Raw genomic sequence first — 17933 nt, forward strand, 5'->3', positions numbered from 1 at the left:
GCGTCCCCGTCGGCGAAGTCTCCGGACATCAACGAAGGTCGTGTCCCCGCCGACGGGGCACGACCTTCTCGTCGTGATCCCCGCCTATATCAGATTTCCTCACATATCACAGCGATGAAGATCATCCACGCGAGGCGTACCCTCGGTGTGACCTCTGACACTGGATGGGGCTACAGTACGCGGGTTGTCAGCAAGTGTCCCGCCCATCACCAGCGGCTATAGGTGATCTTCGCTGTCCGCGTATCGGTGGTGGGCCGGCTCCGCTTGCGAGTCCGCATCCAGGCGTCCGGCCGGTACGTCCCACCGGCCGACGCGAGTGTTCGGTACAGGAGGACACAGATGTCCGGGATCTTGGCCGCCGACGGCGGCAAGCTCTCCCTTACCGGCGCCAACGTGTCGTACGTCGTCATCGCCGCGGTCATCGCGCTGGTGGCGCTCGTCTTCGCCGCCGCCTTGACCAAGGCGGTACTGGCAGCCGGTAAGGGCACCACCAACATGCAGGAGATCTCCGGGGCCGTCCAGGAGGGCGCCTCGGCCTATCTGCTCCGGCAGTTCAGGACACTCGCGGTGTTCGTGGTCGTCGCCGTCGTGCTTCTCTTCCTGCTGCCGGTGCACGACACCGACGGCAGCGAGACCATGGTGAAGATCGGCCGGTCGGCCTTCTTCGTCGTGGGCGCCGTGTTCAGCGCCTTCATCGGCGGCGCCGGGATGTGGCTGGCCACCCGCGCCAACCTGCGGGTCGCCGCAGCGGCCCGGGAGCGGCAGGGCGGTCGCGAGGCGGCGATGAAGATCGCCTTCCGCACCGGTGGTGTGGTCGGCTTCCTCACCGTCGGCCTCGGCCTCTTCGGCGCGGCGCTGGTCGTCCTCCTCTACCGGGGTGACGCGCCGACCGTGCTGGAGGGCTTCGGCTTCGGCGCCGCCCTGCTGGCCATGTTCATGCGGGTCGGCGGCGGCATCTTCACCAAGGCCGCCGACGTCGGTGCGGACCTGGTCGGCAAGGTCGAGCAGGGCATTCCCGAGGACGACCCGCGCAACGCGGCCACCATCGCCGACAACGTGGGCGACAACGTCGGTGACTGCGCCGGCATGGCCGCCGACCTGTTCGAGTCGTACGCGGTCACCCTGGTCGCCGCCCTGATCCTCGGCCGGGCCGCGTTCGGCGAGGAGGGCCTGGTCTTCCCGCTGATCATCTCCACGATCGGTGTGGTCATCGCGATCATCGGTGTCTTCATCACCCGGCTGCGCGCCTCGGACCGCTCCGGCCTGACCGCGATCAACCGGGCCTTCTACCTCTCCGCGGTGATCTCCGCCGTGCTGGTGGCGATCGCCGCCTTCGCGTACCTGCCGGCGAGCTTCGCCGACCTGGAGGGCGGCCTCACCGACGTGGACCGGAACCCGCGTCTGGTCGCCATCGGCGCGGTGGTCATCGGCATCGTGCTGGCCGCCGCGATCCAGGCGCTGACCGGCTACTTCACCGAGACCGACAAGCGCCCGGTGCAGGACATCGGCAAGAGCTCGCAGACCGGCCCGGCCACCGTCATCCTCGCCGGCATCAGCGTCGGCCTGGAGTCGGCGGTCTACTCGGCGCTGCTCATCGGTGCCGGCGTGTTCGGGGCGTTCCTGCTCGGCGGCAGCTCGATCACCCTCTCCCTGTTCGCGGTGGCGCTGGCCGGCACCGGCCTGCTCACCACCGTCGGCGTGATCGTGGCCATGGACACCTTCGGCCCGATCTCCGACAACGCGCAGGGCGTGGCCGAGATGTCCGGTGACATCGACGAGCACGGCGCGCGGATCCTCACCGAGCTGGACGCGGTCGGCAACACCACCAAGGCGATCACCAAGGGCATCGCCATCGCCACGGCGGTGCTCGCGGCCACGGCGCTGTTCGGCTCGTACACCGACACGCTGCGGTCCGCGTACTCCGACGCCGGGGTGGGTGACGTCGGCGCGGAGATCCTCAACGCGCTCAACGTCGCCAACCCGCGCAACCTGGTCGGCCTGATCATCGGCGCGGCGGTGGTCTTCCTCTTCTCCGGACTGGCCATCAACGCGGTCTCCCGCTCGGCGGGTGCCGTGGTGATGGAGGTACGCCGGCAGTTCCGCGAGCTGCCCGGGATCATGGACGGCACCCAGCGCCCCGAGTACGGCAAGGTCGTCGACATCTGCACCCGGGACGCGCAGCGCGAGCTGATGACGCCCGGCCTGCTGGCCATCATGGCCCCGATCGCGGTCGGCTTCGGCCTCGGGCCGGGCGCGCTCGCGTCGTACCTGGCCGGGGCGATCGGCGCCGGCACCCTGATGGCGGTCTTCCTGTCCAACTCCGGTGGCGCCTGGGACAACGCCAAGAAGATGGTCGAGGACGGCGCGTACGGCGGCAAGGGCTCCGAGGCCCACGCCGCCACCGTGATCGGCGACACCGTCGGTGACCCGTTCAAGGACACCGCCGGCCCGGCGATCAACCCGCTGATCAAGGTGATGAACCTGGTCTCGCTGCTGATCGCCCCGGCCGTGGTGGCCTGGAGCATCGGTGCCGACCGGAACACCCCGCTGCGGGTGACCATCGCGGTCGTCGCCACGCTGGTCATCGTCGCGGCGGTGCTGTTCAGCAAGCGCAAGGGCGTGGCCATGTCCGACGCCGACGGGGGCTCGGGCGGCACCGCCGCCGGTAGCCCGGACCAGCGGCCGGAGCCGGCCCGCGCCTGAGTCCGACACCCCACCGGTCCCCGGTCGGCAACGTCGCCGACCGGGGACCGGTGGTCGGTGAGGTGACCGGGGACCGGGCACGCCGCCGCGGCCGGTGCCGGCATCGATGGGTGGGTGGCGCATCACGACGGAGGCCGTACGCTGCAACGCATGCGTACGTGCCGGGCGGCGACCGCCGGAAAGCTCACGGTGGTCCTGGCCACGATCGTCCTCGTGGTCGGCGCGTGCGGTGCCGGCCCGGCGCCCCGGGTCTGGGCCGCGGCGGTCTGCGAGGCCCTCACCCCCTGGCGCGCGGAGATCAACAAGCTGACCAGCAGCACGCAGCAGCAGATGACCGCGCAGACCACCCCCGCACAGGCCAAGGAGAACCTGGTCCGGCTCTTCGCCGGGGCCGAGAAGGCCAGCGAGACCGCCCGCCGCAGGGTCGAGGCGGCCGGCGTGCCGGACACCGAGCACGGTGAACAGGTCTCCGCCGGTTTCCTCAGCTCGTTGGAGAAGGTCCGGGACGCCTACGGGCGGGCCCGGAAGACCATCGCCGGGCTGGGCACCGGCCAGCCGACCGCGTTCTACGACGGGGTGCGGGCCGCCGTGGACACCCTCAACAAGGAGTACGACGCGAGCGCGCTGGACACCAGCAAGCTCAACTCGGAAGAACTCAAACAGGCCTTCGACGAGGTCCCGGAGTGTCGCTGACGCCGCCATCCGACGCGCCGGCCGGTCCCGGACCGGTCCGCCAGCTCTCCCTGTTCGGTACGGAGGCGGCCGACCCGTCCCCCGCCGACCTGGCCGGGCTGCTCGCCGGGCCGGCCGAGATCGTCCGGATGGGCGGCACCGCCCGACTGTCGGTCGTGGTGGACGTCGCCTGGCGGGTGCACGTGCTCGTCGCCGAGCTGGCCCGACGCGGGGTGCACGCGAGCTGGGAGGCGACCGGGGACCGGTACCGCGTCCGTACCTCGTACACCAGTTTCCTGGCCCCGCTCGCGGCTGCCTGGCTCCCCGACGCCGACGGCCCGGCGGCCGGTCCGGACCTGGTGCGCAAGCGGCCGCCGGCCGCCTTCCACCTCAACGGCCGCCGGCTGCGGCTCTGGCTGGCCGCGGCGGGTGTCGCCGAACCGTCCGGCTTCCGGCTGCACCTCGGCCCGGCCGACGAGCCCTGCCGGGAGCCGGTCGGACGGGCGCTGGCCGCGATCGGGCTCCCCGGGGTGTTCCTCGACGCCGGGGCGGACGGGCCGACGTACCGGATCAGTGGTCGGCGCCGGCTGGCCCGGTTGGCTGAGCTGGTCGGGGACCGTCCGGCCGCCGCGCCGACGGCCGAGTGGCCGTCCGGCCCGACCTGATGTCGGTCACCCTGCGTGTTCGATCGCCCGCAGAAAGTGCGAACCGGACCGTGGGGCGCGACCCGGGGCGTGTGCCGAAACGATCTTCCCGGCCCGCTCCGGACTGGTCTGGCCTGCTGTCGGGTAGGGGACAGCCGGTGGTCGGGTGGCGCCCCCGGGTGATCCCCCGGGGGGTCGGTCACGGGTCGACGTTCGACACAGTGACCCGCCCGAGGGCGGATCCGCGGTGTACGGTGACGCCGTCCGGCACATGCGTCCGAGCCGCGTCGGGAGGCGACCGCCGCTGTCGGGTGGCTTCGCCGCCCACGAAACCCCGAATGCGGGCGGCGCGTTACGTTGGACATCCGGACCGCCAGCGGCCCGGGACCACGGCGGTACCGCCGGCGAGGGCGGTCGGGCCACGATCAGGAGTGAGGTCGCAGGAGACGTGCCGAGCAACGCCAGGACCACCCGTCTGGTCATCGTCGAGTCACCGGCGAAGGCCAAGACGATCTCGGGCTACCTCGGCCCGGGATACGTCGTGGAGGCCAGCTTCGGGCACGTCCGCGACCTGCCCCGCAACGCCGCCGACGTGCCGGCCAAGTACAAGGGCGAGCCCTGGGCCCGGCTCGGGGTGGACGTCGACAACGGCTTCCACGCCCTCTACGTGGTCTCCGCCGACCGGAAGCAGCAGATCACCAAGCTGATCCGGCTGGCCAAGGAGGTCGACGAGATCCTCCTCGCCACGGACGAGGACCGCGAGGGCGAGGCGATCGCCTGGCACCTGGTGGAGACGCTCAAGCCCCGGGTGCCGGTCAAGCGGATGGTCTTCCACGAGATCACCAAGCCGGCGATCCAGGCGGCGGTGGCCAACCCGCGCGAGATCGACCGAGCCCTGGTCGACGCCCAGGAGGCCCGGCGGATCCTCGACCGGCTCTACGGCTACGAGGTCTCCCCGGTGCTCTGGAAGAAGGTCATGCCGAGGCTCTCGGCGGGCCGGGTCCAGTCGGTGGCCACCCGGATCGTGGTGGAGCGCGAGCGGCAGCGGATGGCCTTCCGCAGCGCGGAGTACTGGGACATCCTCGCCACGCTCGCGGTGGCGGACCCGGGCCAGGGGCCGCGCACCTTCCACGCCACCCTGGTCGCGCTGAACGGCGACCGGATCGCCACCGGCAAGGACTTCGAGCCGACCACGGGCCGGGTCCGGCCGGGCGCGGGCGTGGTCCACCTCGACTCGAGCGGAGCACGCGGGCTCGCCGCCCGCCTCCAGGGGCGGCCGTTCACCGTCACCCGCGTCGAGGAGAAGCCCTACCGCCGCCGCCCGTACGCGCCGTTCATCACCTCCACGCTCCAGCAGGAGGCCGCCCGTAAGCTGCGCTTCTCGTCGCAGCAGACGATGCGCACCGCGCAGCGGCTCTACGAGAACGGCTACATCACCTACATGCGTACCGACTCGGTGAACCTGTCGGAGACCGCCATCGCGGCGGCCCGTCAGCAGATCGTCGAGCTGTACGGCGAGCGCAGCGTGCCGCCGGAGCCGCGTCGCTACACCGGCAAGGTGAAGAACGCGCAGGAGGCGCACGAGGCGATCCGCCCGGCCGGGGACAACTTCCGCACCCCGGGGGACGTCGCCAAGGAGCTGTCCGGCGACGAGTTCAAGCTCTACGAGCTGATCTGGCGGCGCACCATCGCCTCGCAGATGACCGACGCGGTCGGCTCCAGCGTCTCGGTGCGCATCCGCGCGGTCTCCAGTGCGCAGGAGGAGGCCGACTTCGGCGCGACCGGCAAGACCATCACCGACCCGGGCTTCCTGCGGGCGTACGTCGAGTCGAGCGACGACGAGAACGCCGAGGCCGAGGACGCCGAGCGCCGGCTGCCCAACCTGGTGAAGGACCAGCCGCTCACCGCCGACGAGCTGGCCGCCCAGGGGCACCACACCCAGGCGCCGTCGCGCTACACCGAGGCGTCGCTGGTGAAGGCACTGGAGGAACTGGGCATCGGCCGGCCGTCGACGTACGCGTCGATCATGCAGACCATCCAGGACCGGGGGTACGTCGTCAAGCGCGGCCAGGCGATGATCCCGTCGTTCCTGGCGTTCGCGGTGATCGGACTGATGGAGCGGCACTACCCGCGCCTGATCGACTACGACTTCACCGCCAGCATGGAGAACGAGCTGGACGAGATCGCCGGTGGCGACCACGCGGCGGTCGACTTCCTCACCGCGTTCTACTTCGGCAGCACCAACGGTGCCGGCGACCAGGACATCGCCCGCTCCGGCGGGCTGAAGAAGCTGGTCACCGAGAACCTCACCGAGATCGACGCGCGCAGCGTCAACTCCATCCCGCTCTTCACTGACGACGAGGGCCGCGAGGTGGTCGTACGGGTCGGCCGGTACGGGCCGTACCTCCAGCGGGCGGTGCCCGGGGAGGCCCCGGCGGGGCCCGCCGAGGGCGAGGAGGGCGGCACCCCCGGCGACCGGGCGCCGATCCCGGAGGGGCTGGCTCCCGACGAGCTGACCCCGGAGAAGGTGCACGAGCTGTTCCTCGGCGGCGGCGGTGAGCGCAAGCTCGGCGACGACCCGGCGACCGGGGAGCCGATCCTGCTGAAGTCCGGCCGGTTCGGCCCGTACGTGGCCAGCGGCGAGCGCAAGTCCTCGCTGCTGCGCTCGCAGTCGCCGGACACCCTCACCTTCGACGAGGCGCTGAAGCTGCTCAGCCTGCCCCGGCTGGTCGGGGTCGGCCCAGGCGGTGAGGTCTTCGCCAACAACGGCCGTTACGGGCCGTACGTGAAGCAGGGCGAGGAGTTCCGGTCGCTGGACTCCGAGGAGAAGATGTTCACGGTCACCCTGGACGAGGCGCTGGCCCTGCTCGCCGCACCGAAGGGCCGCCAGCGCCGGGCCGCGGCGCCGCCGCTGCGCGAGATGGGCGTCGACCCGTCGACCGAGAAGCCCCTGGTGATCAAGGACGGCCGGTTCGGCCCGTACGTCACCGACGGCGAGACGAACGCGTCACTGCGGCGCGGGCAGACGCCGGAGGCGCTGACCATCGAGGAGGCCTCCGAGATGCTCGCCGAGAAGCGGGCGAAGGGGCCGGCGCCGAAGAAGACCGCGAAGAAGGCCACGGCGGCGAAGAAGGCTCCCGCCGCGAAGAAGGCCACGGCGACCAAGAAGGCCACCGCCGCGAAGAGCACCGCCACGAAGAAGGCCACCCCCGCCAAGAAGGCACCGGCGAAGAAGGCCGCGCCGCGCAAGGCGGCCGCGGACGCGGAGTAGCGCGGATCGTGGTGGCGAACGGCCCTCCCGGGGGCCCATCGCCACCACGATCACCCCGGCCAGCCAGCGGCCCTCAGGGCGGCGCGGAGCTGGGCGATGACGTCGTCGGGTGTGTTGCGGACGGCCCAGGCGGGAAAGCGGAGCACCCGCTCCCCCTCGATCCACAGGTCATTCTGCCGGCGCATGTCGCTCCAGGCGGTACGCGGGTCCAGGTGCTGTCCACCGTCGACCTCGACGTGCACCCGCCAACGGTCGAAGTAGACGTCGAGATACCGGGGCCGGCCCGCCGCGTCGTACCGGATCTTCTGCCGGGTCGGCTCCGGCAGCCCGGCCCGGCGTACCAGAGCGAGGAAGTCCAGTTCGGCGAGGGAGTGCGAGCCACCCGCCGCGTCGTCGGCGGTGCGCAGGATCAGCCCGTACCGCCGGGCCCGGGGTAGCCGGTCGAGGACCCGGTGCAGGTCGTCCCGGCCGACCAGCCGTTGCTGGAACGCGGCGGCGACGATCGCACGGGCCTCCTCGTCGGTACGCGCCCACTGGGCGGCGTCCACCACCGACCGGGCGGGCATGGTCCGGGGCGGCTGCCCCACCGGCAGGACGTCGGTGTCGGGGAGGTGCCGGCTGCGGTGCACCACGACGCCGGGCGGTGGCCGGTCCGCGCGCAGCCCGGCAGGTAGGAGCAGGTGGACCGGCGTGCCCCCGTACCGACGCAGGCCCCACTGTCGCGCCGCGGTCAGTCCGCCGAGCACGGCGCGGGACCCGGTCGCGAGCACCGCGATCCAGCGGAGGTGCCCGTCACCCAACGGCCCGTTGTGCGTGACCAGGACGCCCCGGTGCACCCGTCGCCACCGGCCCGTCGCCAGTCGGTGCCGGATGGCCTTGCGGGAGAAGTAGCGGCTGGCCTGGGCGACGCTGAGCACGTCCTCCTGCTGGAAGAGAAGCCAGGTCAGCTCGTCGTCCTCGTCGTCCGGGAGCCGTCGCTCCCACCCCGCCGTCCCCACCCATGCCCGTCGTTCCATCCCTCGCACTCTCCCCGCCGTCGCACCCGCCCCGCCGCCCCTGTGGACGAAGGGCGTGATCGTGGTGGCGAACGGCCCTCCCGGGGGCCCATCGCCACCACGATCGGGTCGGTCAGGAGCCGAGGACGCGGGTCAGGTAGGGGTTGGCGAAGACGCGGGCGGGGTCGAGGGTGTCGCGGAGGGCCTGGAAGTCCGCGAAGCGGGGGTAGGCGGGGGCGAGCGACGCCGCGTCGCGGTAGTGCAGCTTGCCCCAGTGCGGCCGACCCGCCAGCCCCCGGGCCACCTCCTCGAACGCCCGGAAGTACGGCTCGTACGGCATGCCCACGTACTGGTGCACGGCGATGTACGCGGATTCGCGCCCGTACCCGTGCGACAGCCAGATGTCGTCCGGCGCGGTGAAGCGCACCTCGGCCGGGAAGAGCACCGGGAACGGCAGCCCGTCGACGATCCGCCGGAGCGCGTCCAGCGCCTCGCCGAGCGCGGCGCGCGGCAGGGCGTACTCCATCTCCACGAAGCGGACCCGGCGCGGAGTGCAGAAGATCTGGTCCGAGCGGCCGGTGTAGCGGCGTTCGGTCAGCGCCCGTGCGCTGACCGCGCTGATCGCCGGGACCAGCCGGTACGACGCCCGGCCCAGCCGGCAGGCCCGCTCGAAGACGGTGTTCGCCAGGAACTCGTCGTCCAGCCAGCCCCGCCACCCCGGCAGCGGACGGTCGTCGACGGCCACCCGGTCGTTGGTCTTGACCTGCACCCGGTCGGTGTACGGGAACCAGTAGAACTCGAGGTGGTCGTGCCCGTCGACAAGCGCGGGCAGGTCGGCCAGCACGTCGGCCAGCCGCGCCGGTCGTTCGTGGGCGAGCAGCGTGAAGGCGTCCACGCAGCGCAGCGTCACCTCGGTCAGGACGCCGAGCGCGCCCAGCCCGACCCGGGCGGCGGTGAACACCTCGGGATTCTCGTCGGCGGAGCAGCGCAGCACCTCCCCGGTGCCGGTGACCAGGGTCAGCGCCTCGACGGCGGTGGCCAGGCAGCCGAGTCGCGCGCCGGTGCCGTGGGTGCCGGTGGAGATCGCCCCCGCGATGGTCTGCGCGTCGATGTCGCCGAGGTTGGGCATGGCCAGACCGTGCCCGGCGAGCAGCTCGTTGAGCGCCCGTAGGGTCATCCCGGCCGGTACGGTGACCAGACGGCGCTCCCGGTCCACCCGGACCGGCTCGGCGAGGTCGACCAGCTCCAGCCGGTGCCCGTCGGTGGCGGCGATGGCCGTGAAGGAGTGGCCGCTGCCCACCGGCCTGATCCGTACGCCCGCCTCGGCGGCGGTCCGCACCGCCTCGGCCACCTCGCCGGTGTCGCGTGGGCGCGGCACCGCCGCGGCGACGCTGCGCTGGTTACCCGCCCAGTTTGTCCAAGCGGTGCCGACCGTGACCGTCTGCGTCATCTGCGCCTCCGTGCGCCAGGGAACCATCAGAACGTCGTGCCTGGTAAACACCACATCGCCGGCCCGATCGTTGATACCGGTAGCGTCACGCTTCGGTGACGTGCAGAAATGTTCATCCGTCGAAGGGGGGTGGCGTCGAGTGTCCACACCAGCCGCCACGACCGGGCCGCTGCGCAGGGTTCCGGTGCAGGGGCGAAGTGTCGCGCGGGTCCAGCGGATGCTGGACGCCTGCGCCGAGCTCGTCGACGAGGTGGGGTACGAAGGGCTGACCACCACTCTCCTCGCCGAGCGGGCCGAGGTGGCGATCGGATCGGTCTATCAGTTCTTCCCGGACAAGCGGGCGATCGTGCAGGCGTTGACCCTGCGCACGATGGAGTCCTACCTCCAGCGGCTCGACGCGCGGTTCGCCTCGGACGATCTCACCGAGTGGTGGGACGGCGTCGACGCGGCCATCGACGAGTACATCACGATGCACCGCACCGTCCCCGGATTCCGTACCCTGCACTTCGGCGACGTGGTCGACCTGCACCTGCTCGACGAGCAGCGGGACAACAACGGCGTGATCGCCGACCAGTTGGCCCGGGTGCTGACCGAGCGGTTCGGTCTGGCCGACGGGCCCCGGCTGCGGTTCATCCTGGAGATCGCCGTCGAGGCGGCCGACGCGTTGATCAAGCTCGCGTTCCGCCGCCAGCCGGAGGGGGACGAGCGGGTGCTGGACGAGGCCAAGGCGTTGATCCGGGAGTACCTGCACCGGCAGGTCAAGGCCAACGACGCCGGGCCGGCCGCCGAGCCCGACGACGGGGACGACAGCGGCAGCTCCGGGGAGGGCGCGAACACCGACGGGCACGCCGGTGCCTCGGCCGCCGCGGTGGCCGCCGACGCCGGCTGACGCCCGCCCGTTCACAGGAACGCCCATCCCGCACCCCGGTAGGTGGGGACGCTCGCCACGACCGCATCCCCGTCGACCAGGTGCAGCTCGTTCACCCGTTCGCAGACCTCGCCGGCCTTGGCGTGGCGGAACCAGACCCGGTCACCCACCCGGAGCCGGTCGGCCGCCGCGCCGGTCAGCGGGGTCTGCACCTCACCCGCGCCCTCGGTGCCGACCAGCCGCAACCCGGCCGGCAGCCAGGGCCGGGGGAGCCGGCTGGGCTCGGCGGGACCGGAGGCGATCCAGCCACCGCCGAGCACCGTGGCCACCCCGGGAGCGGGGCGGCGGACCACCGCGCAGGCGAAGAACGCCGCCGGGGTGGGGCGCCAGGCGCGGTACGCGTCGAACAGCGTCGGCCCGTACAGCCCGGATCCGGCGGTGACCTCGGTGACCGCCGGGTCGGCGCTGGTGGCGGCGATGCTGCCGGTGCCACCGCCGTTGACGAACTCCAGGTCGGCGTGCGCCCGGACGGCGTCCACCGCCGCGCCCCGGCGGGCCAGCAGTTCCCGGTACGACCGGCGCTGCACCGCCCGGATCGCGGTGCCCCGCAGCGCCTGTCCGGGCGGGGCGTCGCCCAGCCCGGCGATCTGCGCCTCGTACGCCATCACCCCGACCAGCCGGAAGCCGCGCCGGCCGGCGACGGCGGCGGCGAACGCCCCGGCCGCCGCCGCGCTGTGCACCGGGGAGCGGCGCACGCCGACGTGCACCCGTCCGCGCAGCGGTCGCCAGGAGGCGTCCAGGTCGAGGCAGACGCGCACGTCGGGGCGGTGCCCCGGGCCGGTCACCGCGTCGACGAGGTCGAGTTGCGCCGGGTCGTCCACCATCAGGGTCACCGCCGTGGCGAGTTCCGGGTCGCCGGCCAGCTCGGCCAGGGCCGCCCGGTCGGCGGTCGGGTACGCGACCACCACGTCGTCGCTGACGCCCGTGCGGACCAGCCGGATCGCCTCGGGCAGGGTGAACGCCAGTACGCCCCGCCAGCCGGGCCGGTCGAGAACCCGGGTGAGCAGGTCGCGGCTGCGGACCGACTTGCTGGCGACGCGGAGCGGCTTGCCGGCGGCCCGGTCGACCAGCGCGGTGGCGTTGGTGTCGAAGGCGGCCAGGTCGACGACGACGAATGGCGGGTCGAGGTGGGCGGTCGCCCGGTCGAGGCGGTCGCGGAGCAGATCGCGTTCGATGGCCACGTGAGCACGCTAACTGTGGGAACGGCTAATGCGAAACACCCTCGTGTCCGACCTGGCATGTGGTGCTGGTGCGTCCAGGCCCTAGGCTCGTGAGCAGCAGGATGTCACTGGGTGGGATGAATGCCCACCGCGACTAGAGTGTGACACCGGGGAAGCCCAGTGATGGGCCGGCACGTGGAGGTACGGCCATCGAAAGCCAGAAGAACGGCGAGTCGGCCGGCGTGTCGTCGCCGAACCAGGTCGACCGGACAGGCTACGCCGCCCTCCGCTCGGTGCTGCGGATCCGGCCGTTCCGCCGGCTGTGGATCGTGCTGGGCGCGGCCTCGTACGGCGACTGGCTCGGTCTCCTCGCCACCTCCATCTTCGCCGCCGGCCAGGTCGAGGGAAGCACCGCCAAGGGCGCGGCGTTCGGCACCGTCATCGCGATCCGGCTCCTTCCGGCCCTCGTGCTCGGCCCGATCGCCGGGGTCTTCGCCGACCGGTTCGACCGGCGCTGGACGATGGTCATCTGCGACGTGCTCCGCTTCCTGCTCTTCGCGTCCATCCCGTTGGTCGCGATCCTCGGCGCCAGCGGTGGCGTGGTGGTCGGCTGGGCGACGGTGGCGACCTTCCTGATCGAGACGATCACCCTGCTCTGGATCCCGGCCAAGGAAGCCGCGGTGCCGAACCTCATCCCGCGCGCCCGGCTGGAGATGGCCAACCAGCTCACCCTGATCACCACCTACGGCCTCACCCCGATCATGGCCGCGCTGAGCATCGCGGTGCTCGACGCCAGCGTCCGGGCGGCGACCGGCGGCGAGGTGCCCTCCTGGTCCGAGCCGGCGCAGCTCGCGCTCTGGTTCAACGCCCTGTCCCGGCTGGCCACCGCGCTGGTGGTGGCCTTCGGCATCAAGGAGATCAGCCAGGGGCAGGCGAGCGAACAGGCGCGCACCGAGCAGAGCATGCTCCGCCAGTTCAAGGACGGCTGGCGGTTCATCGGCCGGACCCCGCTGGTACGCGGGCTGGTGCTCGGCATCTTCGGGGCGTTCGCCGGTGGCGGCATCGTGATCGGCACGGCCCGTTTCTTCGCCGCCTCCCTCGGTGCCGGTGACGCCGCCTTCTACCTCCTCTTCGGCGCGATCTTCGTCGGCCTGGCGATCGGCATCGGCGGCGGGCCGATGATCGTCCGGGACCTGTCCCGGCGGCGCTGGTTCGGTATGAGCATCGTGCTCGCCAGCGCGTCCGTGCTGGCGCTCGCCTTCGCCATCCACCTGTCCATGGCGATGCTCGGTGCGATCCTGGTCGGCGCGGGCGCGGGGATGGCCTTCCTCGCCGGCACCACCCTGCTCGGCGGGGAGATCGCCGACGAGGTCCGGGGCCGGGTGTTCGCCGTGGTGCAGATCGGCACCCGACTCGTGCTGATCTTCGCGATCGCACTGAGCAGCCTCCTGGTCGGCGTCGGTGGCTCCCGGGAGCTGCGCATCGCCGACCTGGGCATCTCGATCTCCTCCACCCGGCTGCTGCTGCTCGCCGCCGGCCTGGCCGGCATCTTCGCCGGGATCAGCGCCTTCCGGCAGATGGACGACAAGAAGGGCGTCCCGGTCCTCGCCGACCTGTGGGGCTCGATGCGGGGGCGTCCGCTCACCCCGGCCGAGCCCTTCGTCTCGGCCGGTCTCTTCGTGGTCTTCGAGGGCGGCGAGGGTGCCGGCAAGTCCACCCAGGTCACCCGGCTCGCCGAGACCCTGGGCGGGCAGGGGTGCGAGGTGGTGGTCACCCGGGAGCCCGGGGCCACCCCGGTCGGCCAGCGGATCCGCACCCTGTTGCTCGGGGCCCCCGGCTCGGACACGCCGTCGCCGCGCGCCGAGGCGCTGCTCTACGCCGCCGACCGGGCGCACCACGTGGCCACCGTGGTCCGGCCCGCGCTGGTACGCGGCGCGGTCGTGGTCAGCGACCGGTACGTCGACTCCTCCCTGGCGTACCAGGGGGCCGGGCGGACCCTGCCGGTCGACGAGGTCTCCTGGCTCTCCTCCTGGGCCACCGGCGGCCTCAAGCCCGACCTGGTGGTGCTGCTGGACGTGGACCCGCGCACCGGCCTGTCCCGGGTCGCGGCCCGGGGCGGGGAGACCGACCACGTCGAGGCCGAGTCGATCGCCTTCCACGAACGGGTCCGGTACGCCTTCCTCGACCTCGCCTCCGCCGACCCGAAGCGCTACCTGGTGCTCGACGCGTCCCGCCCGGCCGAGGAGATCGCCGGCCAGGTGGCCGGCCGGGTCCAGGCGATGCTGGTCGACCCGTCCGCGATCGTGCACCCGGCTCCGGCGAAACAACCGGACACCTCGACGCAACCGGAGTTATCCGACGCGGAGCTGGTGACGATGGAGCAACGCCACTGATGCCAGAGGTCTTCGCCGAGCTGGTCGGGCAGGACGAGGCGGTCGACACGCTGCGCCGGGCCGCCGCCGCGGCCGCCGCCGTGCTGCGCGCCGGCACCCGCCCCGCCGCCGACCGGACCGGTCCGGCCGGCGCGGACGGTGGGACCGGTCCAGACGCCGGGACCGGCCCGGACGGTGGGGCGGGGCCTGACCCGGGTGCCGGGATGACCCACGCCTGGATCTTCACCGGTCCGCCCGGTTCGGGCCGTTCGGAGGCCGCCCGCGCCTTCGCCGCCGCCCTCCAGTGCGTGCACGGCACCGGCTGCGGCACCTGCGCCGGCTGTCACACCACCATGGCCGGTACCCACGCCGACGTCCGGCTGGTCGTGCCCGACGGGCTCTCCATCGGCGTGAACGAGATGCGCGCCCTGGTGCTGCGGGCGGCGAGCACCCCGTCCGGCGGGCGGTGGCAGGTCGTGATCATCTCCGACGCCGACCGGCTCACCGAGGCGGCCGGCAACGCGCTGCTCAAGGCGATCGAGGAGCCGCCCCCACGGACCGTCTTTCTGCTCTGTGCCCCGTCCACCCACCCGGACGACATCTCGGTGACCATCCGGTCGCGCTGCCGCGTCGTACCGCTGCGGCAGCCACCGCCCAGCGCGGTGGCCGAGATGCTGGTCCGGCGGGACGGGATCGCCCCCGACGTGGCCGAGTGGGCGGCGTCGGCCGCCCAGGGGCACGTGGGCCGGGCCCGCCGCCTGGCCGGTGACCCGGAGGCCCGCACCCGGCGGGACGCGGTGCTGGCGGTGCCACGCCGGCTGACCGGGGTGGGAGCCGCCTTCGACGCCGCGTCCGCGCTGATCGAGGCGGCCGAGGCGGAGGCCGCCGCGGCCGTCGCGGAGACCGACGCCGCCGAGAAGGCCGCGTTGCAGACCGCGCTCGGCGCGGGCGGCACCGGCCGGGGCGCCGCCGGGGCGATGCGGGGGGCCGCCGGGCAGATCAAGGACCTGGAGAAGCGGCAGAAGTCCCGGGCCACCAGGGCGCAGCGGGACGCGTTGGACCGGGCCCTGGTCGACCTGGCCGGGTTCTACCGGGACGCCCTGGTCACCGCGCTGCGGGCCCCGGTCGCGCCGGTGCACACCGACACCGTGGCGATGGCCCGTGCCGGTGCGGAGAAGTGGGACGCCGAGGGTGCCCTGCGCCGCCTGGAGGCGGTGCTGGAGTGCCGCGTCGCGATCGAGGCCAACGTCAAGCCGAGGATCGCGGTGGAGGCGATGATGCTCGCCCTGTGGAAGGGCTGAGCCCCACCCGGTACCGCTGGAGTCGCACTTCCCCTGCTCCCCGGGCCATCGACAGTGTCGATTGATTGCGGTACGGTCCCTGTGCCGTGGTGACGGTGACGGCACCCTCAGTGACACCGCTTGCGGGAGGAGTCCGCCCATGCCGCGGGGGGAGATCGACGAAGCCTGGATCGAGGAGGCTGTCCGGCGCTACCGCCGGATCGAGTCCCTCCAGGCCGAGTTCGACGCGGCGGTCGCAGGCGTCCAGGTCACCGTGCGGTCCCCCGACGGGCTGGTCGAGGTGGTGGTCACCGCCGCCGGCACGATCACCGACGTCCGGTTCCTCGGCCCGCTGCACAACCGCCACCCCCGGGACGTCGCCAACTCGGTCCAGGCGGCGGTCACCGCGGCGGCCGACGCCGCACAGTGGGCGCGGGAGAAGCTGCACAACGAGACGTTCGCCGCGTACCGACCGCTGGCGGGGGCCTGAGATGGAGAGCCTGCACGCCCTGGCCGCCCGCCTGGACGAGGCGGCGGCGACCATCGAGGCCCTGGCCCGGTCGGCGACCGCCAACGATCCACCGCATCCCACCTTCGGTGTGCACGTTGCCGGGCGAGCCGGTGAGGTCGGTCGGGCACTGCACCGCCGGTGGCTCGAGGCGACCGAAGACCGGGCCCGGGAGGCGACCATCGCTGCGGCGCGACTGGCCGCCGCCGCGTCCGCCATCCGGGGCGCTGCCGACCGGTACGTGGAGACCGACGACACCGTGCGGCGGCGACTGGGCCGGGAGGTGTGATGGATGCCCTGGACCGCCTGGCCGAGCCCGGGCTGGACCTGCTCGGCCGGGTCGACAAGCTGCTCGCCGCCGGGGCCCCGGACGGGCACCGGCTGTGGCCGCTGCTGCGCCGTATGCGAGTGCTGCCCGGTACGGCGGTCCGCGGTTTCCTCGACCTGTATCCGGGGCCGCTGGCCGATGCCGGCCGCGCGGTGCGTCAGCTCGTTCCCACGTACGACGGTGTCTGCGGCGTCCTGACCGATCCGGTCAGCTGGTCCGGGCCGGCCGCCTCCGCGTACGACCAGACGCGGACGGCGCTGCTCCGGCACCTCGACGAGGGACCGGAGAGCCTGGTCGGTCGGCTGGAGTCGACAGCCGGGTACGCGGACGCGCTGGCTGACTGGGTGGAGAGCAGCCGCCGCGCGTTGGCCCGAGCCCTGGCCGACGTGCTCGGCTCCGCGGAGGCGGTCCGGGTGCGGGTCGCCACCGCCCCCGGAGTGGAGCCGAGCGGCACGGCGCTGCTCGCCGCAGCCGACATCGGTCACCGGGTCCTGGCCGTGCTGGGGGTGGCGTACGACGGTGCGGAAACGCTGCTGCGCCAGTGGTCGCCGAGCCTGACCGAGGTGAGCTGGCGGGGGCCGGCGTTCGGCCCGACCCGCTACGACACGGTCACCCGCATCCGTTACTGACCCCTACCGTGCTCCGACACCGGATGCGGTTGGAAGGTTGTCGATATTGACCGGCGTTGTGATAGAGGACATGATCCATCCGCTTCGTCAACTCACTCGAGAGGAATCCGATGCGGAGCTTCCCTGCGTCGCGCGCCGTCCTGGCGCTGATGTTGACACTCGCCGCGACGGTCTTCGGTGTCGGTGCCACCGGGTCCGCCGCCTACGCCGACGGCTGTTACACCTGGGGACGTCAACTCTCCCAGGGCATGTCCGGTGACGATGTCCGCCAGTTGCAGATCCGGGTGGCCGGCTGGGGTGGGTACCGGACGGTCGTCGCTGTCGACGGAGTCTATGGCACCGGCACCGCCAACGCCGTGAAGCGGTTCCAGGCGGCGTACGGGCTGAGCGCCGACGGTATCGCCGGCACGCAGACGTTCAACAAGATCTACTCCCTGCAGGACGACGACTGCAGCCCCATCCACTTCAGCTTCGCCGAGATGGACGACGTCTGCTACGGCGGCTTCTCCGGCGGCCCGATCTCGGCGGCGGCGACCAAGGCCAACATCCTGCGCACCATGTGGAAGTTGGAGGCGCTGCGGCACGCCCTGGGTGACAAGCCGCTGTCCGTCCGGGGCTTCCGGGGCCACACCTGCAACAGCCAGATCGGCGGTGCCAGCAACAGCCAGCACCTCTACGGCACCGCCGCCGACATCTGGTCGAGCAGCTTCACCCTCTGCACGATCGGCAAGCAGGCCCGCTACCACGGGTTCAGTGGCATCCTCGGCCCCGGCTACCCGGACCACGACGACCACATCCATGCCGACAGCCGGTACGAGAACAACGACGACGGCGCCACCAACACGTGGAGCTGGGTCGCCCCGAACTGCGGCATCTGACGCCCGACTCCGCGCGCGAACGGCCGCCCGGCACGGCCGGGGCGCTCCCGGCCGGAAGGACCAGACCCCGTCCCGGGGTTCCCAATCCCGGGACGGGGCGTCGCACCGGGTAACC

General features: G+C 72.7%; 14 protein-coding genes. 11 read left to right on the top strand and 3 right to left on the bottom strand.

Features of this window, described 5'->3' with window-relative positions; translation table 11 throughout:
* The first annotated feature begins 339 nt into the window (after window positions 1-339).
* The 4 genes from IGA62_RS15130 to topA all read left to right on the top strand — a co-directional run bounded on the left by IGA62_RS15130 (window position 340) and on the right by topA (window position 7290).
* On the top strand, window positions 340-2703 hold the full coding sequence (locus IGA62_RS15130) for a sodium-translocating pyrophosphatase (RefSeq protein WP_145820609.1): 2364 nt from the start codon (window positions 340-342) through the stop codon (window positions 2701-2703).
* A 150-nt stretch (window positions 2704-2853) separates the two neighbouring features.
* The gene (locus IGA62_RS15135) at window positions 2854-3396 is read left to right on the top strand and encodes a hypothetical protein (RefSeq protein WP_145820607.1); all 543 of its coding nucleotides are present in this window, start codon (window positions 2854-2856) and stop codon (window positions 3394-3396) included.
* Entirely contained in the window at window positions 3387-4040 is a 654-nt protein-coding gene (locus IGA62_RS15140) for a hypothetical protein (protein ID WP_145820605.1), read from the top strand. The genes IGA62_RS15135 and IGA62_RS15140 overlap by 10 nt, the downstream gene beginning before the upstream one ends.
* Before the next feature lie 427 nt (window positions 4041-4467).
* Entirely contained in the window at window positions 4468-7290 is a 2823-nt protein-coding gene (gene topA, locus IGA62_RS15145) for a type I DNA topoisomerase (RefSeq protein ID WP_145820603.1), read from the top strand.
* Window positions 7291-7340: 50 nt separating this feature from the next.
* On the opposite strand, the gene IGA62_RS15150 is transcribed toward topA, so the two are convergent.
* Complete coding sequence (locus IGA62_RS15150) at window positions 7341-8306, bottom strand: DUF559 domain-containing protein (RefSeq protein ID WP_145820601.1); 966 nt, start codon at window positions 8304-8306, stop codon at window positions 7341-7343.
* Window positions 8307-8418: 112 nt separating this feature from the next.
* A complete protein-coding gene (locus tag IGA62_RS15155) occupies window positions 8419-9735 on the bottom strand; it encodes a D-arabinono-1,4-lactone oxidase (protein ID WP_145820599.1) in 1317 nt (438 codons plus the stop codon).
* A 217-nt stretch (window positions 9736-9952) separates the two neighbouring features.
* Here IGA62_RS15155 and IGA62_RS15160 point away from each other — a divergent pair, with 217 nt between their 5' ends.
* Window positions 9953-10624: a TetR family transcriptional regulator gene (locus tag IGA62_RS15160; protein WP_232625081.1), complete on the top strand. Its 672-nt coding sequence runs from the start codon at window positions 9953-9955 to the stop codon at window positions 10622-10624.
* 11 nt (window positions 10625-10635) lie between these two features.
* Here the strand turns inward: IGA62_RS15160 and IGA62_RS15165 are convergent, their stop codons facing one another.
* Window positions 10636-11844 carry an amino acid deaminase/aldolase gene (locus IGA62_RS15165; protein ID WP_145820597.1) on the bottom strand — a complete coding sequence of 403 codons (1209 nt, stop codon included), beginning with the start codon at window positions 11842-11844 and terminating at the stop codon, window positions 10636-10638.
* Window positions 11845-12152: 308 nt separating this feature from the next.
* On the opposite strand from IGA62_RS15165, the gene tmk reads away from it, so the two are divergent.
* The 6 genes from tmk (at window position 12153) to IGA62_RS15195 (ending at window position 17818) form a co-directional block, all read left to right on the top strand.
* Window positions 12153-14216 carry a dTMP kinase gene (gene tmk, locus IGA62_RS15170; RefSeq protein ID WP_222433351.1) on the top strand — a complete coding sequence of 688 codons (2064 nt, stop codon included), beginning with the start codon at window positions 12153-12155 and terminating at the stop codon, window positions 14214-14216.
* Complete coding sequence (locus IGA62_RS15175) at window positions 14216-15496, top strand: DNA polymerase III subunit delta' (protein ID WP_145820593.1); 1281 nt, start codon at window positions 14216-14218, stop codon at window positions 15494-15496. The genes tmk and IGA62_RS15175 overlap by 1 nt, the downstream gene beginning before the upstream one ends.
* A gap of 139 nt (window positions 15497-15635) precedes the next feature.
* Entirely contained in the window at window positions 15636-15965 is a 330-nt protein-coding gene (locus IGA62_RS15180) for a YbaB/EbfC family nucleoid-associated protein (RefSeq protein ID WP_088981034.1), read from the top strand.
* Between the two features lies 1 nt (window position 15966).
* Window positions 15967-16272, top strand: a complete 306-nt coding sequence (locus IGA62_RS15185) for a hypothetical protein (protein WP_145820591.1) — start codon at window positions 15967-15969, stop codon at window positions 16270-16272.
* Window positions 16272-16940, top strand: coding sequence for a hypothetical protein (locus tag IGA62_RS15190; protein WP_145820589.1), 669 nt, complete (start codon window positions 16272-16274; stop codon window positions 16938-16940). The genes IGA62_RS15185 and IGA62_RS15190 overlap by 1 nt, the downstream gene beginning before the upstream one ends.
* Window positions 16941-17050: 110 nt before the next feature.
* The gene (locus tag IGA62_RS15195) at window positions 17051-17818 is read left to right on the top strand and encodes a D-Ala-D-Ala carboxypeptidase family metallohydrolase (RefSeq protein ID WP_145820587.1); all 768 of its coding nucleotides are present in this window, start codon (window positions 17051-17053) and stop codon (window positions 17816-17818) included.
* Window positions 17819-17933 lie beyond the last annotated feature (115 nt).

Origin of the sequence: Micromonospora sagamiensis (assembly GCF_014680085.1) — a bacterium.
Classification (GTDB): domain Bacteria; phylum Actinomycetota; class Actinomycetes; order Mycobacteriales; family Micromonosporaceae; genus Micromonospora; species Micromonospora inyonensis.

What these genes read in the sequence shown, in the direction of transcription:
- IGA62_RS15150 (WP_145820601.1), bottom strand. Translation starts at nt 8,306, where the DNA reads ATGGAACGACGGGCATGGGTGGGGACGGCGGGGTGGGAGCGACGGCTC.
- IGA62_RS15175 (WP_145820593.1), top strand. Translation starts at nt 14,216, where the DNA reads ATGCCAGAGGTCTTCGCCGAGCTGGTCGGGCAGGACGAGGCGGTCGAC.
- IGA62_RS15155 (WP_145820599.1), bottom strand. Translation starts at nt 9,735, where the DNA reads ATGACGCAGACGGTCACGGTCGGCACCGCTTGGACAAACTGGGCGGGT.
- IGA62_RS15160 (WP_232625081.1), top strand. Translation starts at nt 9,953, where the DNA reads ATGCTGGACGCCTGCGCCGAGCTCGTCGACGAGGTGGGGTACGAAGGG.
- IGA62_RS15190 (WP_145820589.1), top strand. Translation starts at nt 16,272, where the DNA reads ATGGATGCCCTGGACCGCCTGGCCGAGCCCGGGCTGGACCTGCTCGGC.
- IGA62_RS15180 (WP_088981034.1), top strand. Translation starts at nt 15,636, where the DNA reads ATGCCGCGGGGGGAGATCGACGAAGCCTGGATCGAGGAGGCTGTCCGG.
- IGA62_RS15130 (WP_145820609.1), top strand. Translation starts at nt 340, where the DNA reads ATGTCCGGGATCTTGGCCGCCGACGGCGGCAAGCTCTCCCTTACCGGC.
- IGA62_RS15185 (WP_145820591.1), top strand. Translation starts at nt 15,967, where the DNA reads ATGGAGAGCCTGCACGCCCTGGCCGCCCGCCTGGACGAGGCGGCGGCG.
- IGA62_RS15195 (WP_145820587.1), top strand. Translation starts at nt 17,051, where the DNA reads ATGCGGAGCTTCCCTGCGTCGCGCGCCGTCCTGGCGCTGATGTTGACA.
- IGA62_RS15135 (WP_145820607.1), top strand. Translation starts at nt 2,854, where the DNA reads ATGCGTACGTGCCGGGCGGCGACCGCCGGAAAGCTCACGGTGGTCCTG.